17 protein-coding genes are annotated in these 17,704 nt (G+C 72.4%); 15 read left to right on the plus strand and 2 right to left on the minus strand.

All coding sequences use genetic code 11. The features are described from left to right. The 9 genes from pcaH to JGS39_RS21960 form a co-directional block, all read left to right on the plus strand. Nucleotides 1-499: protocatechuate 3,4-dioxygenase subunit beta (pcaH, locus tag JGS39_RS21920; protein ID WP_219571030.1), on the plus strand; the 499-nt coding region annotated here is incomplete at its 5' end. Next, nucleotides 499-1,101, plus strand: a complete 603-nt coding sequence (gene pcaG, locus JGS39_RS21925; protein WP_219571032.1) for a protocatechuate 3,4-dioxygenase subunit alpha — start codon at nt 499-501, stop codon at nt 1,099-1,101. The genes pcaH and pcaG, both read left to right, overlap by 1 nt. After that, nucleotides 1,088-2,551, plus strand: a complete 1,464-nt coding sequence (gene pcaB, locus JGS39_RS21930; protein ID WP_236063996.1) for a 3-carboxy-cis,cis-muconate cycloisomerase — start codon at nt 1,088-1,090, stop codon at nt 2,549-2,551. Before pcaG ends, pcaB begins: the two co-directional genes overlap by 14 nt. A 127-nt stretch (nt 2,552-2,678) precedes the next feature. Then, nucleotides 2,679-3,869, plus strand: a complete 1,191-nt coding sequence (gene pcaDC, locus JGS39_RS21935) for a bifunctional 3-oxoadipate enol-lactonase/4-carboxymuconolactone decarboxylase PcaDC (RefSeq protein ID WP_219571036.1) — start codon at nt 2,679-2,681, stop codon at nt 3,867-3,869. Between the two features lie 3 nt (nt 3,870-3,872). Further along, nucleotides 3,873-5,048 carry a 4-hydroxybenzoate 3-monooxygenase gene (locus tag JGS39_RS21940; RefSeq protein WP_219571038.1) on the plus strand — a complete coding sequence of 392 codons (1,176 nt, stop codon included), beginning with the start codon at nt 3,873-3,875 and terminating at the stop codon, nt 5,046-5,048. 25 nt (nt 5,049-5,073) lie between these two features. Continuing rightward, entirely contained in the window at nt 5,074-5,976 is a 903-nt protein-coding gene (locus JGS39_RS21945; RefSeq protein WP_219571040.1) for a LysR family transcriptional regulator, read from the plus strand. Nucleotides 5,977-6,113: 137 nt separating this feature from the next. Then, the gene (locus tag JGS39_RS21950; RefSeq protein ID WP_219571042.1) at nt 6,114-6,671 is read left to right on the plus strand and encodes a quercetin 2,3-dioxygenase; all 558 of its coding nucleotides are present in this window, start codon (nt 6,114-6,116) and stop codon (nt 6,669-6,671) included. Continuing rightward, nucleotides 6,668-7,705: an alpha/beta hydrolase gene (locus JGS39_RS21955; RefSeq protein ID WP_219571044.1), complete on the plus strand. Its 1,038-nt coding sequence runs from the start codon at nt 6,668-6,670 to the stop codon at nt 7,703-7,705. Before JGS39_RS21950 ends, JGS39_RS21955 begins: the two co-directional genes overlap by 4 nt. Before the next feature lie 82 nt (nt 7,706-7,787). Next, nucleotides 7,788-9,014 (plus strand): MFS transporter, encoded by a 1,227-nt coding sequence (locus tag JGS39_RS21960; protein ID WP_219571046.1) that lies wholly within the window; start codon nt 7,788-7,790, stop codon nt 9,012-9,014. 27 nt (nt 9,015-9,041) lie between these two features. Here JGS39_RS21960 and JGS39_RS21965 read toward each other — a convergent pair whose 3' ends face one another. Together JGS39_RS21965 and JGS39_RS21970 are read right to left on the minus strand one after the other, a co-directional pair. Continuing rightward, nucleotides 9,042-10,436, minus strand: coding sequence for a sulfatase-like hydrolase/transferase (locus tag JGS39_RS21965; RefSeq protein ID WP_219571048.1), 1,395 nt, complete (start codon nt 10,434-10,436; stop codon nt 9,042-9,044). A gap of 77 nt (nt 10,437-10,513) precedes the next feature. Beyond that, nucleotides 10,514-11,470 carry a TauD/TfdA dioxygenase family protein gene (locus JGS39_RS21970; protein WP_219571050.1) on the minus strand — a complete coding sequence of 319 codons (957 nt, stop codon included), beginning with the start codon at nt 11,468-11,470 and terminating at the stop codon, nt 10,514-10,516. A gap of 542 nt (nt 11,471-12,012) precedes the next feature. Between JGS39_RS21970 and JGS39_RS21975 the strand changes: the two genes are divergently transcribed. The 6 genes from JGS39_RS21975 to JGS39_RS21995 all read left to right on the plus strand — a co-directional run. Next, nucleotides 12,013-13,218 (plus strand): ROK family transcriptional regulator, encoded by a 1,206-nt coding sequence (locus JGS39_RS21975; RefSeq protein ID WP_219571052.1) that lies wholly within the window; start codon nt 12,013-12,015, stop codon nt 13,216-13,218. A 101-nt stretch (nt 13,219-13,319) separates the two neighbouring features. Then, a complete protein-coding gene (locus JGS39_RS41930) occupies nt 13,320-13,391 on the plus strand; it encodes a putative leader peptide (RefSeq protein ID WP_315986294.1) in 72 nt (23 codons plus the stop codon). Nucleotides 13,392-13,722: 331 nt separating this feature from the next. Beyond that, complete coding sequence (locus JGS39_RS21980) at nt 13,723-15,315, plus strand: ABC transporter substrate-binding protein (RefSeq protein WP_219571054.1); 1,593 nt, start codon at nt 13,723-13,725, stop codon at nt 15,313-15,315. Between the two features lies 1 nt (nt 15,316). Further along, entirely contained in the window at nt 15,317-16,261 is a 945-nt protein-coding gene (locus JGS39_RS21985) for an ABC transporter permease (protein WP_219571058.1), read from the plus strand. A 4-nt stretch (nt 16,262-16,265) separates the two neighbouring features. Further along, nucleotides 16,266-17,153, plus strand: a complete 888-nt coding sequence (locus JGS39_RS21990) for an ABC transporter permease (RefSeq protein WP_219571061.1) — start codon at nt 16,266-16,268, stop codon at nt 17,151-17,153. After that, nucleotides 17,150-17,704, plus strand: a 555-nt coding sequence (locus tag JGS39_RS21995) for an ABC transporter ATP-binding protein (protein ID WP_219571064.1), incomplete at its 3' end; no start/stop codon positions are given. The genes JGS39_RS21990 and JGS39_RS21995, both read left to right, overlap by 4 nt.

A 17,704-nucleotide genomic window follows, 5' to 3' on the forward strand; every position in this document is an offset into this window, starting at 1 on the left:
GGGGGAGCGGATCACGGTCACCGGGAGGGTCCTCGACCGCTCGGGCCGTCCCGTGCGCGGCCAGCTCGTCGAGATCTGGCAGGCCAACGCGTCGGGCCGGTACGCCCACCTGCGCGACCAGCACCCCGCCCCCCTCGACCCGAACTTCACCGGCGTGGGCCGCTGCCTGACCGACGAGCAGGGCGGGTACTCCTTCGTCACGGTCAAGCCGGGCGCCTACCCCTGGCGCAACCACACCAACGCCTGGCGCCCCGCGCACATCCACTTCTCGCTGTTCGGGGCGGCGTTCACGCAGCGTCTGATCACCCAGATGTACTTCCCGGGCGACCCGCTCTTCGCCTACGACCCGATCCTCCAGTCCGTCACCGACGACGACGCCCGCGGCCGTCTCGTCGCGGAGTACGACCACGAACTGTCCACCCCCGAATGGTCGCTGGGCTACCGCTGGGACATCGTCCTCGACGGCCCGTCCGCCACCTGGACCGAGGAGGGCCGCTGATGTCCGCCGCCATACCTGCTTCCGCGGCCGGGGAGCTTCTGCCCACCCCGTCCCAGACCGTCGGACCCTTCTACGGCTACGCCCTGCCCTTCCCGGGCGGCGGCGACATCGCGCCGCCCGGCCGCGCCGGCACCGTGGTCCTGCACGGCCACGTCCTGGACGGGGCCGGCGAACCGGTGCCCGACGCCCTCGTCGAGGTCTGGCAGCCCGCGCCCGACGGCTCCCGGCACGGAGCGCCCGGCACGCTGCGCCGCGACCCCGTCACCGGGGCGGTCATCGGCCGCCACGCGGTCGCGTTCACCGGCTTCGGCCGGGTGGCGACGGACGCGGACGGGCACTACACCGTCACGACTCTGCCGCCGGGCGGAGCCCCGTACCTCGCGATCGTCGTCCTCGCCCGCGGTCTGACGCACCACCTGCACACTCGCGCCTATCTGCACGACGCCGCCGGCCTCGACCGGGACGGGCTGCTCGCGGCGCTTCCCGAGGAGCGGCGGGCCACCCTCCTCACCACGCCGGAGGGCACCGGCATCCACCGCTTCGACATCCGTCTGCAGTACGACGGCGTACATGAGGAGACGGTCTTCCTTGACTTCGGGTGACGCGGCGGCGAACTCCGGCCCGGCGGCTCCGGGTGACACGGCGGCGGACGTCGGACTGCTGGCACCGGTCCGCGCCGGTACGGCGGTCGAAAACGCGACGGGCGACGCCGCCTACGTACGCGCCCTGCTCGCTGCCGAGACGGCGCTCGTCCGCGCCCAGGAGTCACTCGGCCACGCCCCGGCCGGAACCGCGGACACCGTCGCGTCGGCCGCGGCCGACGCCACCCGGTTCGACGTGCGCTCCCTGGCGCTGCGGGCCCGTTCGGGTGGGAACCCGGTCATCCCGCTGGCCGCCGACCTGACGGCCGCCGTCGCCGAACGGTCCGAGGAGGCCGCCGCCCATGTCCACCGGGGCGCGACCAGCCAGGACATCCTCGACACCGCCGCCATGCTGGTGGCGTCCGAGGCCCTGCGGCTGATCCTGGCCGACCTGGACCGGGCCGCCGCCGCTCTCGCGCTCATCGCCGCCGAGCACCGGGACACGCCGATGGCGGGCCGCACCCTCACCCAGCATGCCGTGCCCACGACCTTCGGCCTGAAGGCGGCGGGCTGGCGCAGCCTGGTCCTCGATGCCCGCGACCGGATCGCGGCGGTCCTGGACACCCTGCCGGTGCAACTGGGCGGTGCGGCAGGGACGCTGGCCGCCTTCGCGGCCTTCGCGGAGCCCGCGGAGCCGGTCGCGGACGAGCTCCGGGCGACGGACCGGGACACCGGCCTCAGCCTCGTCGCGGCCTATGCCGACGCTACGGGGCTGACCGTGCCCCCACTGCCCTGGCACACCCTGCGTACCCCCGTCGCCGACCTGGCCGGAGCGCTGGCCTTCACCGCCGGGGCGCTCGGGAAACTCGCCGCGGACGTCCTCGTCCTCTCCCGCACCGAGATCGGTGAGGTCTCCGAGAGCACCGGCGGCGGCTCGTCGACGATGCCGCACAAGGCCAATCCGGCCCGTGCCGTCCTCATCGCCTCGGCCGCCCGCCAGGTCCCCGCGCTGGCGGGGATCCTGTACGGGGCACTCGCCGCCGAGGACGAGCGCCCGCCCGGAGCGTGGCATGCCGAATGGCAGCCCCTGCGGGAGGCGCTGCGCACGGTCGGCGGAGCCGCCGACGCGGCGGCCGCCCTGGCCGAGGGGCTGCGGGCCCACCCCGGGCGCATGCGCGCGAACCTCGGCGCGACCGGCGGACTGATCGTCAGCGAACGGCTCACCGCCGTCCTCTCGGCAAGGATGGGACGGGCCACGGCCCGCACGGCGGTGACCGGGGGAGCCGCCCGCGCGGCCCGCGAGCGAATCCCCCTCCACGAAGCCCTCGCCCAGGACCCCGCACTGGCGGGCATCGTGTCGCCGGGCGAGCTGGCAACCCTCACCGACCCGTCCGGATACACGGGATCGGCCGGCCTTCTCGTCGACCGCGCGCTGCGCCGGCACCACGACGGGGGAACCGTTCCGGAATGACGCGCAGACCGCACACAACGACCCCGACCCGCCTTGGCTGCCAGGCGACGGCACACCCGCACCGCGCACTCCCGGCAGCTGCCGCCGGGCACTCATCGCATCCGGCACCGGCCGGACCAGGAGCCCCATGACCACCCCGACCGGACCCACAGCGCGCCTTCTCCACCACCAGGTGGACGGCCCCCTCTCCGGACCGCCCCTCCTTCTCGGGCCGTCCCTCGGCACCGCACTGTCCGTGTGGGACGCACAGACCGCCGGCCTGGCCCGCGATCACCGCGTCGTCCGCTGGGACCTGCCCGGTCACGGCGGCACCCCCGCCGCACTGTTCCCCGTCGGCGACGGCGTCGCGGAGCTGGGCCGACAGGTCCTCCGCCTGGCCGACGCCCTCGGCATCGAGCGGTTCGCGTACGCCGGTATATCCCTCGGCGGCGCGGTCGGCGCCTGGCTGGCCGTCCACCACCCGGACCGGGTCACCTCACTCGCGCTCGTCTGCTCCTCGGCGCGCTTCGGCGAACCGGAGGCATGGCGCGAGCGCGCCGCCCTCGTACGGACCGAAGGCATCGGACCGGTGGCCGACACCGCGGGGGGCCGCTGGTTCACCACGGACTTCGCCGACAGCCCCGCGGCCCGCGCCGTCCTGGCCGGCCTGCACGACGTCGACCCCCACGCCTACGCCTCGCTGTGCGACGCCCTCGCCGCGTACGACCTGCGCGGTGAACTGGCAGGCATCACCGCCCCCACGCTCGTCGTGGCGGGCCGTGACGACCCCGCGACCCCGGTCGCCCACGCCCGCGAACTGGCCGACACCATCCCCGGCTCGACCCTGATCGAACTTCCGGGCGCCTCGCACCTGGCCAACGTCGAACGGCCGACACCCGTAACGGCTGCGCTGCGCGGCCACTTCACGGCCGCGAGGGCCACCGACGACGCCTCCCGCCACGGCGCCGGCCTCGCCGTACGCCGTACCGTCCTCGGCGACGCCCACGTCGACCGGGCCATCGCGCGGACCACCCCCTTCACCGCCGTCTTCCAGGACTTCATCACCCGCTACGCCTGGGGCGAGGTGTGGACCCGGCCCGGTCTCGACCACCGCACCCGGCGCTGCCTCACCCTCACGGCCCTGGTGGCCCTCGGCCACCACGAGGAGCTGGCCATGCACCTGCGGGCCGCGCTGGTCAGCGGAGACCTCACACCCGAGGACGTCCAGGAGGTCCTGCTCCAGGCAGCCGTCTACTGCGGAGTCCCGGCAGCCAACGCCGCGTTCGCCGCAGCGGACCGGATCCTCACCGAAATCAGCCACAGCGCAGAGGAGAAGTAGACCGTGCAGACAACCGTAGGGATCATCGGCGGCGGACCGGCGGGACTTCTGCTCGCCCGGATGCTGCATCGCGCGGGCGTCGAGTGTGTGGTTCTGGAGAGCCGGGACCGCGCCTACGTCGAACAGCGTCAGCGCGCCGGCATTCTCGAACAGCCCACCGTCGACGCCCTCCGCGAGGCCGGTGCGGCCGAGCGCCTCGACGCCGAGGGGCTGGTGCACGACGGGATCGAGCTGCGCTGGGACGGCCGGTCCCACCGCGTCGACTTCCCCTCGCTCACCGACGGCCGACGGGTATGGGTCTACGCCCAGACGGAGGTCGTCAAGGACCTCATAGCCCTGCAACTGGAGGACGGCGCACCGCTGTTCTTCGGCGCCGAGGTCACGTCGGTCGAAGGGGCCGACACCGACCGGCCGACCGTCCACTACACCCACGAAGGCCGCGACGAGGTACTCACCTGCGACTACGTGGTGGGCTGCGACGGATTCCACGGCGTCACCCGGGCCGCGATCCCCGACGGCGTGCAGCGGACGTACGACCGGGTGTACCCGTACTCCTGGCTGGGGATCCTGGCCGACGTACCGCCGTCCTGCGACGAACTGATCTACGCCCACTCGCCGCGCGGCTTCGCCCTGCACAGCATGCGGTCGCCCGAGGTCAGCCGGCTCTACCTCCAGGTACCCAACGGCACCGACCCCGCCGACTGGTCCGACGAGCGGATCTGGGACGAGCTCGACGCCCGCTTCGCCGTCGACGGGGACTGGAAACTGCGACGCGGCCCCATCACCGCGAAGTCCGTTCTGCCGATGCGCAGTTCCGTCACCGAGCCGATGCGCCACGGCCGGGTGTTCCTCGCCGGGGACGCCGCCCACATCGTCCCGCCCACCGGGGCAAAGGGGCTCAACCTGGCGGCGGCCGACGTCGTCGTACTGGCTCGCGCCCTGGTGCGCCGGCACACGACCGGATCGTCCGACCTGCTGGACGCCTACTCGGACACCTGCCTGCGCCGGGTGTGGCGGGCCGAGCACTTCTCGTACGTCATGACCACCACGCTCCACACCGACCCCGGGCAGAGCGGTTTCGACACCAGGCTGCAGATCTCGCAGCTGGACAGGATCGCCTCCTCTCCGCACGCCGCCGCCGAACTCGCGCAGAACTACGCCGGACTGCCCCTGCCGTAGGGGCGGTCCCACCAGGAGGATCTCCGTGGATCTCACGGTCCAGCAGCTGCGGTACTTCGTCGCCGTGGCACACGAGCTCCACTTCGCCCGTGCCGCGCAGGGCCTGCGCATCTCCGCCCCGTCGCTGAGCCAGCAGATCGCCGCGCTGGAACGGAGGTTCGGCGCCCCGCTGTTCCGCCGGGACGCGCGCCACGTCGAACTCACCGAACTGGGGTCGGAACTGCTGCCGATGGCCCGCCGTTCCATCGCGGCGCTCGACGACATCGTGTCGTGGGCCGAGGAACGCCGGGCGGGCGGGGCGGTGGTCCGCGTCGGTCTCGTGGTCGGCAGCCACATCGGCTCCGTCATCCTGGCTGAGGCCGCGCGCACCTTTCCCGCAACGCGGTGGAAGATCCGGCGCCTCGGGTTCGACGGCTCCCTGACCGCGCTGCGTACGGGCGTGGTCGACGTGGTCATGGCGCCGGCCCTGTCGGCTCCCTCGGGCCCGGACCTGCACACGGTCCCGCTGTGGTCCGAGGGCCGGGTCCTGGTGGTCGGCGCCGGCCACCCGCTGGCCGGCCGGAACAGCGTCACCGTGGACGAGGTGGCGGACGAGCACTTCGTCGCGACGCTGGGCGACGAGGCGCTGACCGACTGGCTCGGGCTGCCGCGCAGCGACGGGTTCGTTCCCGAGGTCGCGTACGTCGCCGCCACGTTCGAGGAGGTCCTCGACATCTGCGCGGCGGGTCTCGCGGTGAACATCGCCGGTGCCGGAGCGGTATCCGGCTCGCCCCGGCACGGCGTCGCGTTCGTCCCGGTGCGAGGACTGCCCGACGCCACCGTCTACCTGCTCCGGTCGGCCGGAGCCCCCTCCGCCGCGGTCCTGGCGGTCGAGGAACTCGCCGTACGCGTGGCACGCCGCGAGACCGGGCGGACCGGACCCGGCTGAGGGCAGTCAGGGCTAGGGACCCCTCTGACCTGCAAGGTTAGGTTCGTCCTCATGATGCTTGGGGTAACAGGTCATGGCTTCCGTAGAGGTGCGTCAGCAGACTTGACCGCACGCGCACCCGCCCCTTGGAGGCACCTGTGACATTCGATCAAGTCCCCGACCGCCGGTCGAAGCCGTCCTGGGAGGGAGTCCTTCCGGGGCGCCCCGCGCCCTTCTTCCTGGAGGACGGGGACGGCGAACGGGCGAAGCTGTTCGACAGCGTCGTGACGGTCCTGCTGTCCGCGGACGAGACGGAGGGCCAGTTCGGGGTCTTCACCACCCGCCAGCCCAAGGGCGACCTGATCGTCGCGCACTCGCACGAGGACGTGCACGAGATCTTCTACGTGGTGGAGGGGGCCGCCCGCGTCTTCCTGGAACACCCCGACGGGCGTCAGGAGAGCAGACTGCTGCGCCCGGGCGACTTCGGCTATGTGCCCGCGGGCATCGTCCACTCGTACCGCACCGAAGGCGAGTACAACAAGATCCTCGGCGTGTCCACCGGCGGATTCGAGCGCTTCTTCCAGGCGCTGGGCGACCTGACGGAGGAACGGGACGTGCCGACCACCCCCTTCATCCCCTCCCCGGACCGGATGCAGCAGGCGTTCACCCGCTACCGGAACATTCCCGCCCCCGGTCAGCAGTGGGAGGGAGCATGAGCCCGCGAGCGGAGGCGGACGGCCTGGCCGAAGCGGAGCAGCGCGGCCGTAACGCGACCCTGATGCAGACCTACGTCGAGGGCCTTGCCACGACCTCGCCACCGGGACCGACGGCGCCCGCAGCGGCCGTGACGGTTCTGCGTGACCTGGTCTTCTCCGAGCCCGGCACCGGCGGTGAACTGCGACTGGATCTGTACCTGCCCGAGGGCGTGCCCGGGCCGCGTCCCGTCATCGTCTGGCTGCCGGGCGGCGGATGGCAGCGGGCCGCCCGGGGCATGGGCCCTCACCTGGGACGGCTGTTCGCCCAGCGCGGCTACGCCATGGCGGACATCGAGTACCGGTCGAGCCGTACGGCGCTCTGGCCGGCCCAACTGCACGACGTGAAAGCCGCCGTGCGCTACCTGCGGTCGGTGGCGCAGGACCGCGGCCTGGACGCGGAACGCATCGGCGCATGGGGAAGCTCGGCCGGCGGGCATCTGGCCGCACTGCTCGGACTGACCGGCGGCGACCCGGCGTGGGAGGGGAACGGGGGTCATGGCGCGTATCCCAGCGACGTGCAGGCCGTCGTCGACGGCTACGGTCCCGCCGACCTCCTCCACATGGACGCGGACAGCCTGCCGGGCGGGGTCGTGAACGACATCGACCCGTCGTCCCCGCCCTGGGGACTGCTCGGCGGCCCGACGACGGAGCATCCCGAACCCGCCTCGCAGGCAAGTCCGGTGAGCCACGCCAGCGGGCCGACGGCACCCTTCCTGATCCTGCACGGAGACGCGGACCTCCTGGTCGGGCCGAGGCAGAGCGAACGGCTCTTCGACGCCCTGCACGGCGCCGGCAGCGAAGCGACCCTGGTGTCGGTCCACGGGGCCGGACACGGCTTCTTCAACACCGACGCACTCGAGCGCACGCCGCCTCTGGCCACGACCGTGCACACCACGCGGTCCGGTGAGCGCGCACAGGACCGGTCCGGTGCGCTCACCTCCGGTCTCGTCGAGCGGTTCTTCGACCTGCACCTGCGCCGGCACTTCGCCGACTGAACGGAAACGGCTGAAATGGCCCACTCACGCGGTGCTGAATTGCCCCACACCGGTGAGCCGATCCCTGCGTAACGTCAACGCCATGCCGAAATTCCTGCCGCCGGTCGGGCCTCAACGCACGCTTTCACTGGCCCAGTTGACCAACTCCGTCGGCGACGGCGCGTACTACGTCACCTCGGCCCTCTACTTCACCCATGTGGTCGGCCTCGCCCCCGCCAGGATCGGGCTCGGACTCACCGTCGCCTGGGCGGTCGGCTCCCTCGTCGGGGTGCCCCTCGGCCGGATCGCCGACCGCCGGGGCCCGCGGGGAACGGCGGTCGTACTCGCCCTCGCCACCGGTGCCGCGGTCGCGTCCTTCCTCGTAGTACGGGACTTCGCGCTGTTCCTCGCAGCCGCCTGCCTCTACGCCACCGCGCAGTCGGGCCTCGCCGCCGCCCGGCAGGCCCTGCTCGCGGGCCTCGTCGCCAAGGAGGAGCGCACCGGTGCGCTCGCCCACCTGCAGTCGACGCTGAACGCGGGCCTTGCCGTGGGCGCCGCACTCGGCGGCCTCGCGCTGTCTGCCGGAACCACGGCGGCGTACCTCGCGGTCTTCTCCGTCGACGCCGCAAGCTTCCTGCTCAGCGCACTCGTCCTGCTCCGGCTGCCGCCCGTGGCGGCGGTGCCGGGGGACCGGGGCGCGAAGCTTGCGGTGTTGCGGGACCGGCCGTACGCCGTGGTCACGCTCCTCAACGCCGTGCTCCTCATACGCATGCCGCTGCTCAGCGTCGGCCTGCCGCTGTGGATCACCGAACGGACCGAGGCTCCCGAGTGGGTGGTCTCCGCGCTCTTCGTGCTCAACACCGGTGCCGTGATGCTCTTCCAGGTCCGAACCGCCCGCTTCGTGAACGGGATCTCCACTGCAGCGCGAGCCATTCGCCGGTCCGGCGCGCTCATGGTCCTGACCTGCCTCGTCCTCGCCATGTCGGCGGTGGACGACCCTTGGCTCGCGGTGACCGCCCTGGCCGGTGGCTCCGTGCTGCTGGTCGCGGCGGAGATGCTGCACTCGGCCGGCTCCTGGCAGCTCTCCTTCGATCTGGCACCGGCCGGGCGCATCGGCGAGTACCAGGGCTTCTTCGGAACCGGCGTCACCGTCGCGCGCACGCTGGGGCCCCTCCTGCTCACCATGCTGCTGGTCGGACGGGGCACGGCGGGCTGGCTGCTGCTCGGGGGAGTCGTCCTCGCCGCGTCGTACGCGCTGGGGCCGGCGGCACGGTGGGCGGCGGGGACACGTCAGGAGCCCGATGCCGTCGTCGTCGCCCAGGGCGTCTGAGCGACATCAACGAAGGGCCCGGGCCCGTCAGGGTCGCGGCCGGTGACCGAACCGCACACCCTCCCACGGTGACCCGGCCGGGAACGACTCCGCGCGGCGCTGGCCCGACGGGCGCGCGGCCGCCCGTTCGATCTCCGGCTTCGCGTCCTCGACCCGCTCGAGCCAGCCCAGCAGATTCCGGCGCAGCTCGTCGGCGACCTCCCGGTGCGATTCCAGCCCGGCGAGGTTGTCCAGCTCGTACGGGTCCGCTGCCAGGTCGTACAGTTCCGTCTCTGTGTAGAGGTCCGCGCCCGGATCGTTCCACGCGTCCGCGCCCGGCGCGTCCACCACGTACTTCCACCGGGAGGTACGCACCGCGCGTCCCACCCGGTCTTCGCTGATCTGGACGAACACGGAGCCTGGCCGGCCAGGATCGCGACCCCCACCGGTCAGCGGCAGCAGGGAGCGTCCGTGGAGACCATCGGGAACCGGGAGACCCGCAGCTGCCAGCAGGGTGGGCATCAGGTCGACCGTGCCGACAGGCCGGCTGACGAGCCCGCCGCCGCTGAAGCCCGGTCCGGTTAGCGCGAGCGGCACACGGACGGACGCCTCATGGGCCGAGCGCTTGTACTCGCTGTTGCGGGTACGGAAGTGGGAACCGTGATCCGCCGTCCAGGCCAGCACGGTGTTCTCCTCGGTCCCGATGCTGCGCAGGGCATCGCGCAGCCGCCCCACCCCCTCGTCGACCCGCTTGATCTGCCCGAGGTATCCGGCCAGATGCCGGTGCGCACCGCCCTGCGGGGCGTCCGGTGCGAGCGCGGCGAGGTCCGGGGGCAGCCACGCGCCCTCGTAGCGCTCGCGGTAGCCCGTCGGAGCCGGGTAGTCGTCGGTCGGATTCTGGTGGTGCGGCTCCAGCAGGGAGAGGAAAAGCAGGTACGGGCGGTCGTGGTGGTCGGCCACGAAACGGATCGCCGCGTCGATCAGGGCGTCCGAGCGGTATCCTGGCAGCCGGACGGCATCCCCTCCCTCGTCGTACACCACCGTGCGGTAGGCATCCGAGGTGAACTCGAGCCGGTCCGAGGCCAGCCAGCTCTCGTAGCCGCCCCGGCGGCCCGGTGTCACCGCACCGTCCGGCTGGTCCTCGCCCGCCAGATGCCACTTGCCGATGTATCCCGTCACATACCCGGCCGCGGCGAACTCTCCGGCGAGTGTGGGGATGTCCCGGGGGAGCGGCAGACCGTTGCGGAAGACGCCCGTCGCGGTCGGAAAGCGGCCGGTCTGCAGCGCGGAACGGGCCGGTGCGCAGACCGGGTTGGGGGTGATCGCCTGCTCGAACAGGGTGCCCTCGCGGGCGATCCGGTCGAACTCGGGAGTCACCCCCGCCTGGTTGCCGTGTACGCCGGCCGTGTCCCAGCGCTGCTGGTCGGTGAGGATCACGATCACCTGCGGAGGCACCCCCGCGGGCGACGCCGCAGCGCCGCCCGCCGGGGCCGGTGACTCACTGTGCGGTACGGGCACGCTCACACGCCCGCGGTCTCGGCCGTCGAGGCGCCGGACGCGATGCCGAAGGACGGGTCGGGCACCGCCTCGGGGCTGATGAGGGTGGAGGAGCGGCCGTCGGTGCCGACCGGGACGTCGCCGTCGATGGTGACGCGGCGCAGCTTGCGCTCGTGGGTGTCGGAGTCGTCCACGCCGTAGTGCTGGGTGGCACGGTTGTCCCAGATGGCGACGTCGCCCACCTGCCAGTCCCAGCGCACCGTGTTCTCCGGGCGCTCGATGTGGGACTGGAACAGATCGACCAGCGCCCGGGAGTCGCGGCCGGTCAGCCCGCTGATCCGCTGGACGAAGTTGCCGAGGAGCAGCACACGCTCGCCCGTCTCGGGATGGACGCGGACCACCGGGTGCTCGGTGAGGAACTTCGTCGAGGTGAACACCTCCTGGTACTTGGCGAGCGCCTCCGGCAGGGCGTTCGGCCGCAGGGCGACGTAGTCGTAGTCGTTGGAGTGGACGGCCCGCAGACTGTCCGCCAGGGTGCGCAGCTGCTCGGGCAGCTCGGCGTAGGCGGCAGCGGTGTTGGACCACAGGGTGTTGCCGCCGTACGGCGGGATGACGACGGCGCGCAGGATGGAGAAGGCCGGGTAGGCGGGGACGAACGTGACATCGGTGTGCCACTGGTTCGCCCGGCCGCCGTGGTCGGAGTCGATGCCGAGCGAGTAGCGGCCGTCGGCGGACGGGACCGTCGGATGGGCGACCGGGGTGCCGAGCAGCCGCCCGAACGCCTCGTGGCTGTCCTCGTCCAGATGGTCCTGGCCGCGGAAGAAGACGACCTTGTTGGCCAGCAGCGCCGCCCGGACGGCCTCGACGGTCTCGGGGGCGAGATCCCCGCCCAGGCGGACCCCGGAGATGACGGCGCCGATGCGCCCGCCGAGCTTCTGGACGGTAACGGCGGGAGCGGGTGCGGTGGTTGTGGAGGTCATGGCAGATCCCTTTCGAAGGACACGCTGGTGCGCCGGCCGGTTGGGGAGCGCGGTCAACGGCGAGTTGATTAATTCGGGAGCGGAATCAATAGAGACGTGAGATGTCCGCCGACGGACGGGGTGTCGTCCGGGAGCGGGGGTGTGGGTGGAGAGCCGTCCGAAGTGCGGTGCGGGGCAGCCTGGTCAGGCGGCGGTACAGCGGCCCGGACACGCGGGCGGCATTGCGGTGCGGCCGGCGCGGGCGGGCCGCGCATCGGTAACGGCCGTCGCGAACATGTCCCGGAGACTCGCAGCGCCCCGCGGAGTACGTCAAGCGCCCGTCCCCGCCCCGCCGGGCGCCGGGCAGTGGTTCAATCGGCCCTTGCGCGGGGCCCGCACCCCCTCCGGAGAAGCCTTGTGAAACAGCATCTGACCTGGGGCTTCTCCAGTTGTTCCGGAGAGGGTGAGCAGCCTGCCCCGGCACCGGGCGAGGGCCCGGGGACGATTTCATGCCGCCGTAATGTTGCGACCCGCGTCCGGGTCGCAGGACCGAAGGAAGCCCCATGACTGCTGCCCCCCACGTCTTCCGGGCGACCGGTGACGGCCGGCGCGAGACCAACGCCGCCACGGTGCTGCGCACCGTCCTCGACCACGGTCCGGTCGCCCGCCGGACGATCTCCGACCTCTCCGGGCTCAGCCCGGCCGCCGTGTCCCGCCAGTGCACCGACCTCGTAGGCCTCGGCCTGGTACGGGAGTTGCCCGAACTGGTGGCGAGCAGCGGGGTCGGCAGGCCGCAGATCCCGGTCGACCTGCACACCGGGGAGAGCGGCGGGCCGGTCGTGGGCGGTGTCCACATCGGGGTACCCGGTTCGACCTTCGGCCTGCTGGACCTGCGCGGACGGCTGTTGGCCCGTCGCGCCCTCCCGCACGACGGCATGGCGCCCGGGGAGTTGCCGCTCCGGATCGTGCAGGGTCTGCGCGCATTCCTCGGCGACGCGGGCCGCGGCCGGCGCCTGCTGGGTGTGGGCGCGGCCCTCGGAGGCTGGGTCGACCCGGCCACGGGGACGGCCGTGCGGCATGACGCGCTCGGCTGGCACCACCGGCCCCTCGCCGCCGAACTCGCCCGTGGCCTGGGCGGTATCGAGGTACGGATCGACAACCACGCCCGGGCCGTCGCCCAGTCCGAGATCCTCTTCGGCCGGCCCGCGGCCCGCCGCAGCCTGGTCCACCTCTTCATCGGGAACGTGGTCGACGCCGCCCTCGGGATCGCCGGGGTGGTGCATCAGGGGCCGGGGTCCGGCGCCGGTGACGTGGCGCACCTGCCCGTACCGGACTCCACGGTCACCTGCCCCTGCGGGCGCTCCGGCTGCCTGGAGGCGACCGCCTCGAACACGGCCGTCGCGCAGACCGCCGTGCGGCGCGGGATCGTGCCCGAGCCCGACGCGTTCCTGGTGGTGGACGCCGCGGCGGCCGGCGACCGGCGCGCGGACCGGCTGCTGCGTGAGCGGGCCCGCGCGGTCGGCCGGGCGGCGGCCCTGCTCCTGGACGTCCTCAACCCCGACCTGGTCGTGGTCACCGAGCACTCCAGTCTGGTCAATCCGGAGTACCTGGAGGAGATCCGGGGCGCGGCGGTGGACCATTCCCACGTCTGCCAGGACCCCGAACGGATCGTGAGTCCGCATGCCGGGACGGCTGTCATCCCCGTCGCGGCAGGCACCATCCTGCTGAACCCGCTGTTCAGGAGCCCGCTGGCAGCCGCACAGCGCTAACTGCTCGTACGGGGCAGCGAACGGGCTTCGTACCAGGATCCGGACAGACCGGGTTGACCGTCCGGCGAAGCCACTGTCATATTGCTCCCGTGAACCCGGACATGCGCCTCGTCTCCCGCAGGCACGTCGACCTCTGTCGACAGGCCAGCGCGGTCTGTGCCGTCCGCAACTGACCCGGCCCGTCTCTCGCACGGTCCCGTCCCGGTGTTCGCAGCGTCCTGCTGACAGCCCGCCGGTGCAACGGGACTCCCGGCCGGAGCCGGTTCCCCGAGGTCCCGCACCGCATCGGGCCCTGATGCGCCGCACCTCACCCCTCTCCGCTCCGACAGGCATCACCGCGCACCGTCGGCGCTGACCCCTACGTCCTCGAAGTGCCCCCGAACGGTGGCTACTTCAGGTCGTCCCTCGTCGATCGTTCAATTCCTCCCGCAGCGGAACGAACTCATCCGTGCGTCGCGCTGCACCTTCACTCCGACCGTCCCTCACCGTCACAGGCAGGCTTCGATGACCGAGCTGTACCCCTTCACGCCTTCCGGACCCTCCCGGCGCTCCACCCTGCGCGCCGCAGGAGGCGGCACCCTGCTTCTCGGACTGGGCCTGGCGGGCTGCCGCTCGGCGGTGTCGGAGGCCTCGTCCGAACCGCAGGGCGCGAGCGCCGCGCCCAAGCGCGGTGGCGTCCTCAACATCGCTGTCAACAGCGACTTCACGCCCGCCCTGCTGTTCTCCCAGAGCGGGCAGTCCCTCCAGCACCGGCTCATCTACAACACCCTCACCCGCTACGACGACCGCCTCAGCCCGAAGCCGGAGCTCGCCCGCTCCTGGACGTACGCCAAGGACGGGCGCAGCATCACGCTGCGGCTGCGCGACGACGTGACCTTCCACAGCGGCCGCAGGTTCACCGCGGACGATGTGATCTTCGCCGTGAAGAACCTTCAGAACCCGGTGCGAGCAGCTCAGTTGCGGGCCACCGCCGCCACGGTCACCGGCTTCGAGAAGCGCGGCGACCACGAGCTGGTGCTCAAGCTGACGCATCCGGTGAACAACCTCTTCGACTTGTTCGAGTTCATGATCATCGCTGACTCGGAGACCGTCGAGGACGCCGTCACCGGGAAGAAGCTCATCGGCACCGGCCCGTTCAGGCTGACGAAGTGGAGCCCCGGCTCCGGTCTGAGTCTCACCAGGAACGATGCGTACTGGCAGGCCGGCCGCCCCTACCTCGACGGTGTCGAACTACGCGTCATACCCCAGGCCGACGCGTTGATCTCTTCGCTGCGCTCCGGCCAGTCCCAGCTCTCCTTCAACGTGCCCGGCAAGAGCCTCGGCGTCGTCAAGAGCGATCCGCACCTCACCATCAGCGACTACGACACGGGCGGCGGCGCCGTCTACCTCGGGGTCAACACCACCGTCGCCCCGCTGAACGACCGGACCGTACGCCAGGCGCTGGCCTGGGCCGTCGACCGTGACCGGCTGCTCGCACAGACCCTCGGCGGCTACGGCCTCGCCTCCGCCGCCCCCTGGCCCAAGTCCTCGCCCGCCTTCACCGAGGCGCACCGCACCCACTACTCCCACGACCCCGCCAAGGCACGGGAACTGCTGAAGTCGGCCGGGCACAGCAAGCTGGAACTGCCGCTGCTGCACCTCGCGTTGCCCGGCGACACCGCGATCGCCGAATCCCTCCAGTACGACCTCAAGCAGGTCGGCGTCCACGTCACCCTCCAGCCCACCGACCTGGCCACCGGGCAGAAGAAGCTGATCTCCCAGGACATGCCGGCCCTGTGGACCATGGGGCACGGCTTTGCCCAGGTCCAGCCCTCCACCCTCGCTGTCAGCGCCTATCCGTTCAACGAGGCGAAGAACACCTCCAAGTACCGGTCCGCCGCGTACACGAAGGTGGTGCGAGAGGCCTGGACCAAGCCCGAGTCCGGCACGGCCGAGGCCAACGCCCAGCACGAGAAGATCTCCTCCATCCTGCTCGACGAGGCCTTCCTCATCGACCTCGTCGTCCGCGGACAGGTCCAGGTCGCCGCCGACGGGCTGCACGGCGTCACGCTCAACAAGTTCTCGTACCTCAACCTCGACAACGCCTACCTGGTGTGACGTGCGCAGCTACCTGATCCGCCGGCTGCCGTCGGCCCTCCTCGTCCTGCTCGCCGCCTCCTTCCTGATCTTCACCATCCTGCGGCTCGTCCCCGGGGACCCGGCCACCACCCTCGCCGGTCCCGACGCGGACGCGGCCACCGTCGCCGCGATCCGGGACCGGCTCGGCCTCGACGCACCCCTGCTCTCCCAGTACGCCCACTGGATCGGTTCGCTGCTGACGGGCGACCTCGGCCCCTCGTACGCGATCGGCGGGCAGACCGCCGACCTGATCGGGGACGGGCTCGGCGCCACCACCGAACTGACCGTCGCCGCGCTCCTGTTCGTCGTCCTGCTCGGTACGGCCTTCGGCGTACTCGGGGCCACGTCCCGCAGCCGCTGGATCCGCACCGCGGTCCGGGTGACCACGACCACCGCGCTGGCCGTGCCACCCTTCGTCAGCGGGGTCCTGCTCGTGCTGCTGTTCGCCGTGATCCTCGGCGTTCTGCCCCCGGGCGGCCGGGTCCCCTTCCTGACCGCGCCCGACCTCGCCGTGCAGTACCTGGTGCTGCCAGCGCTCTGCCTGGCCCTGCCCAGCGCCGCCGTCCTCGGCCGCTACCTCAAGGACGGCATCGAACGCGGGCTCGCCGAGGACTACATCCGCACCGCGACCGCCGCCGGAGTCGCCCCGCGCCGGCTGCTGTGGCGCCACGCCCTGCCGAACGCCCTCCCGCCCGTCGTCACCCTGCTCGGCATGCAGGTGGGGCATCTGCTCGGCGGAGCCGTACTCGTCGAGGCGATCTTCGCCTGGCCGGGTCTCGGCCAGCTCGCCGAACAGGGCCTCCAGCGCCGGGACTACCCGGTCGTCCAGGACCTGCTGTTGCTCCTCGTAGCCGTTTTCGTCCTCGTCCAGCTGCTCACGGACCTCGTGTACGCCTGGCTCGATCCCCGGATCAGGTGGGAGTAACCCCATGACCTCGACGACCGACCTCCTCGCCGCCGGCCCGCCGCCGGCCGCCTCCAAGGCCCGCGGCCGGGTCCGCGGCCGCCACCCCTACCGCAGCGCTCTGTCGACCGCCCGCGCCCGCACGGGTCTCGTCCTCGTCGGCGCCGTGGTCCTCGCCGGGCTGCTCGCACCGCTCCTCGCCGGACACGGTCCCACCGACCAGAGCGGCCAGAGCCTCGCCGCCCTCGGCACCCCGGGCCACCCGCTGGGCACGGACGACCTCGGCCGGGACCTGCTCAGCCGAGTCCTCTACGGTATCCGCGCCGACCTCGGCATCATCGCGATCGCCGTCCCCCTGGGCGCCGTACTGGGCTGCCTGTTCGCCCTCGTCGCCGCCGCGCACCCGGTGGCCGACACCGTCGTCCAACGCGTCTTCGACCTCCTCCTCGCCTTCCCGGGCCTGATCCTGGCGCTCGCCGTCACCGCGATCCTCGGCCCCGGGCGCGTCCCCGTCGTTCTCGTCATCGCACTCGCCGAGATCCCCGCCTTCGGGCGGCTGCTGCGCGGCGGGATCCTCGTCCAGCGGGAACGGGAGTACGTCACCGCCGCCCGGGTCGGCGGCAGTTCGGGGCGCCGGGTACTCGTCCGGCACATCCTGCCGAACGCGGCCGACCCGCTCATCGTCCAGATCGCCGTCTCGCTGACTGTCGCCGTCTTCATCGAAGGCGCGATGAGCTTCCTCGGCGTCGGCGTACGGCCGCCGGAACCCACCCTCGGGGCCGTACTCAGCCAGTCCATGCCCTATCTCGCCCAGGCCCCGAACTTCGCCGCAGGACCCCTTGTCACCGTGACCGCGCTCGTCCTCGGACTCTCGCTCATCGCCGAGGCGCTCAACCGGGAGATACGCCGATGACCGCCCAGGAGCTGCTGCAGGTCCGCGACCTCGGCGTCGAGTTCACCAGCCCCGACGGCTCGGCGCTGCGCGCCGTCCGCGGCGTCTCGTTCACCCTGAACCGGGGCGAGACCCTGGCCGTCGTCGGCGAGTCCGGCTCCGGCAAGTCCACCACCGCACTTGCCCTGAACCGGATGCTGCCCGGCACCGGCCGCATCACCACCGGCACGGTCCGACTGGACGGCCGGGACCTGGCCGCCGCCACCGAACAGGAGCTGCGCGCGGTGCGCGGCGCCCGCATCGGCATGATCTTCCAGGACCCGATGACGGCCCTGAACCCCGTCCTGACGGCCGGCCGCCACATCGAAGAGGTCCTTCGCGCGCACGGCAACCGCGACAAGGCGGCGCGAAGAGCCCGAGCCGTCGAGCTCCTGGACCGGGTCGGCATTCCCGAGCCGCACCGGCGCGCCGACGACCACCCGCACCAGTTCTCCGGCGGCCAGCGCCAGCGCATCCTCATCGCCATGGCCCTCGCCGGTGAACCCGACATCTTGCTCGCCGACGAACCGACC

This window comes from Streptomyces poriferorum (genome assembly GCF_019399235.1).
In the GTDB taxonomy this organism is placed as follows: Bacteria; Actinomycetota; Actinomycetes; order Streptomycetales; family Streptomycetaceae; genus Streptomyces; species Streptomyces poriferorum.

Excerpts from the sequence above, each read along its gene's own strand:
- JGS39_RS21960 (WP_219571046.1), top strand. The coding sequence starts at position 7,788 with ATGCCGAAATTCCTGCCGCCGGTCGGGCCTCAACGCACGCTTTCACTG.
- JGS39_RS21970 (WP_219571050.1), bottom strand. The coding sequence starts at position 11,470 with ATGACCTCCACAACCACCGCACCCGCTCCCGCCGTTACCGTCCAGAAG.
- JGS39_RS21975 (WP_219571052.1), top strand. The coding sequence starts at position 12,013 with ATGACTGCTGCCCCCCACGTCTTCCGGGCGACCGGTGACGGCCGGCGC.
- pcaG (WP_219571032.1), top strand. The coding sequence starts at position 499 with ATGTCCGCCGCCATACCTGCTTCCGCGGCCGGGGAGCTTCTGCCCACC.
- JGS39_RS21990 (WP_219571061.1), top strand. The coding sequence starts at position 16,266 with ATGACCTCGACGACCGACCTCCTCGCCGCCGGCCCGCCGCCGGCCGCC.
- pcaDC (WP_219571036.1), top strand. The coding sequence starts at position 2,679 with ATGACCACCCCGACCGGACCCACAGCGCGCCTTCTCCACCACCAGGTG.
- JGS39_RS21980 (WP_219571054.1), top strand. The coding sequence starts at position 13,723 with ATGACCGAGCTGTACCCCTTCACGCCTTCCGGACCCTCCCGGCGCTCC.
- JGS39_RS21955 (WP_219571044.1), top strand. The coding sequence starts at position 6,668 with ATGAGCCCGCGAGCGGAGGCGGACGGCCTGGCCGAAGCGGAGCAGCGC.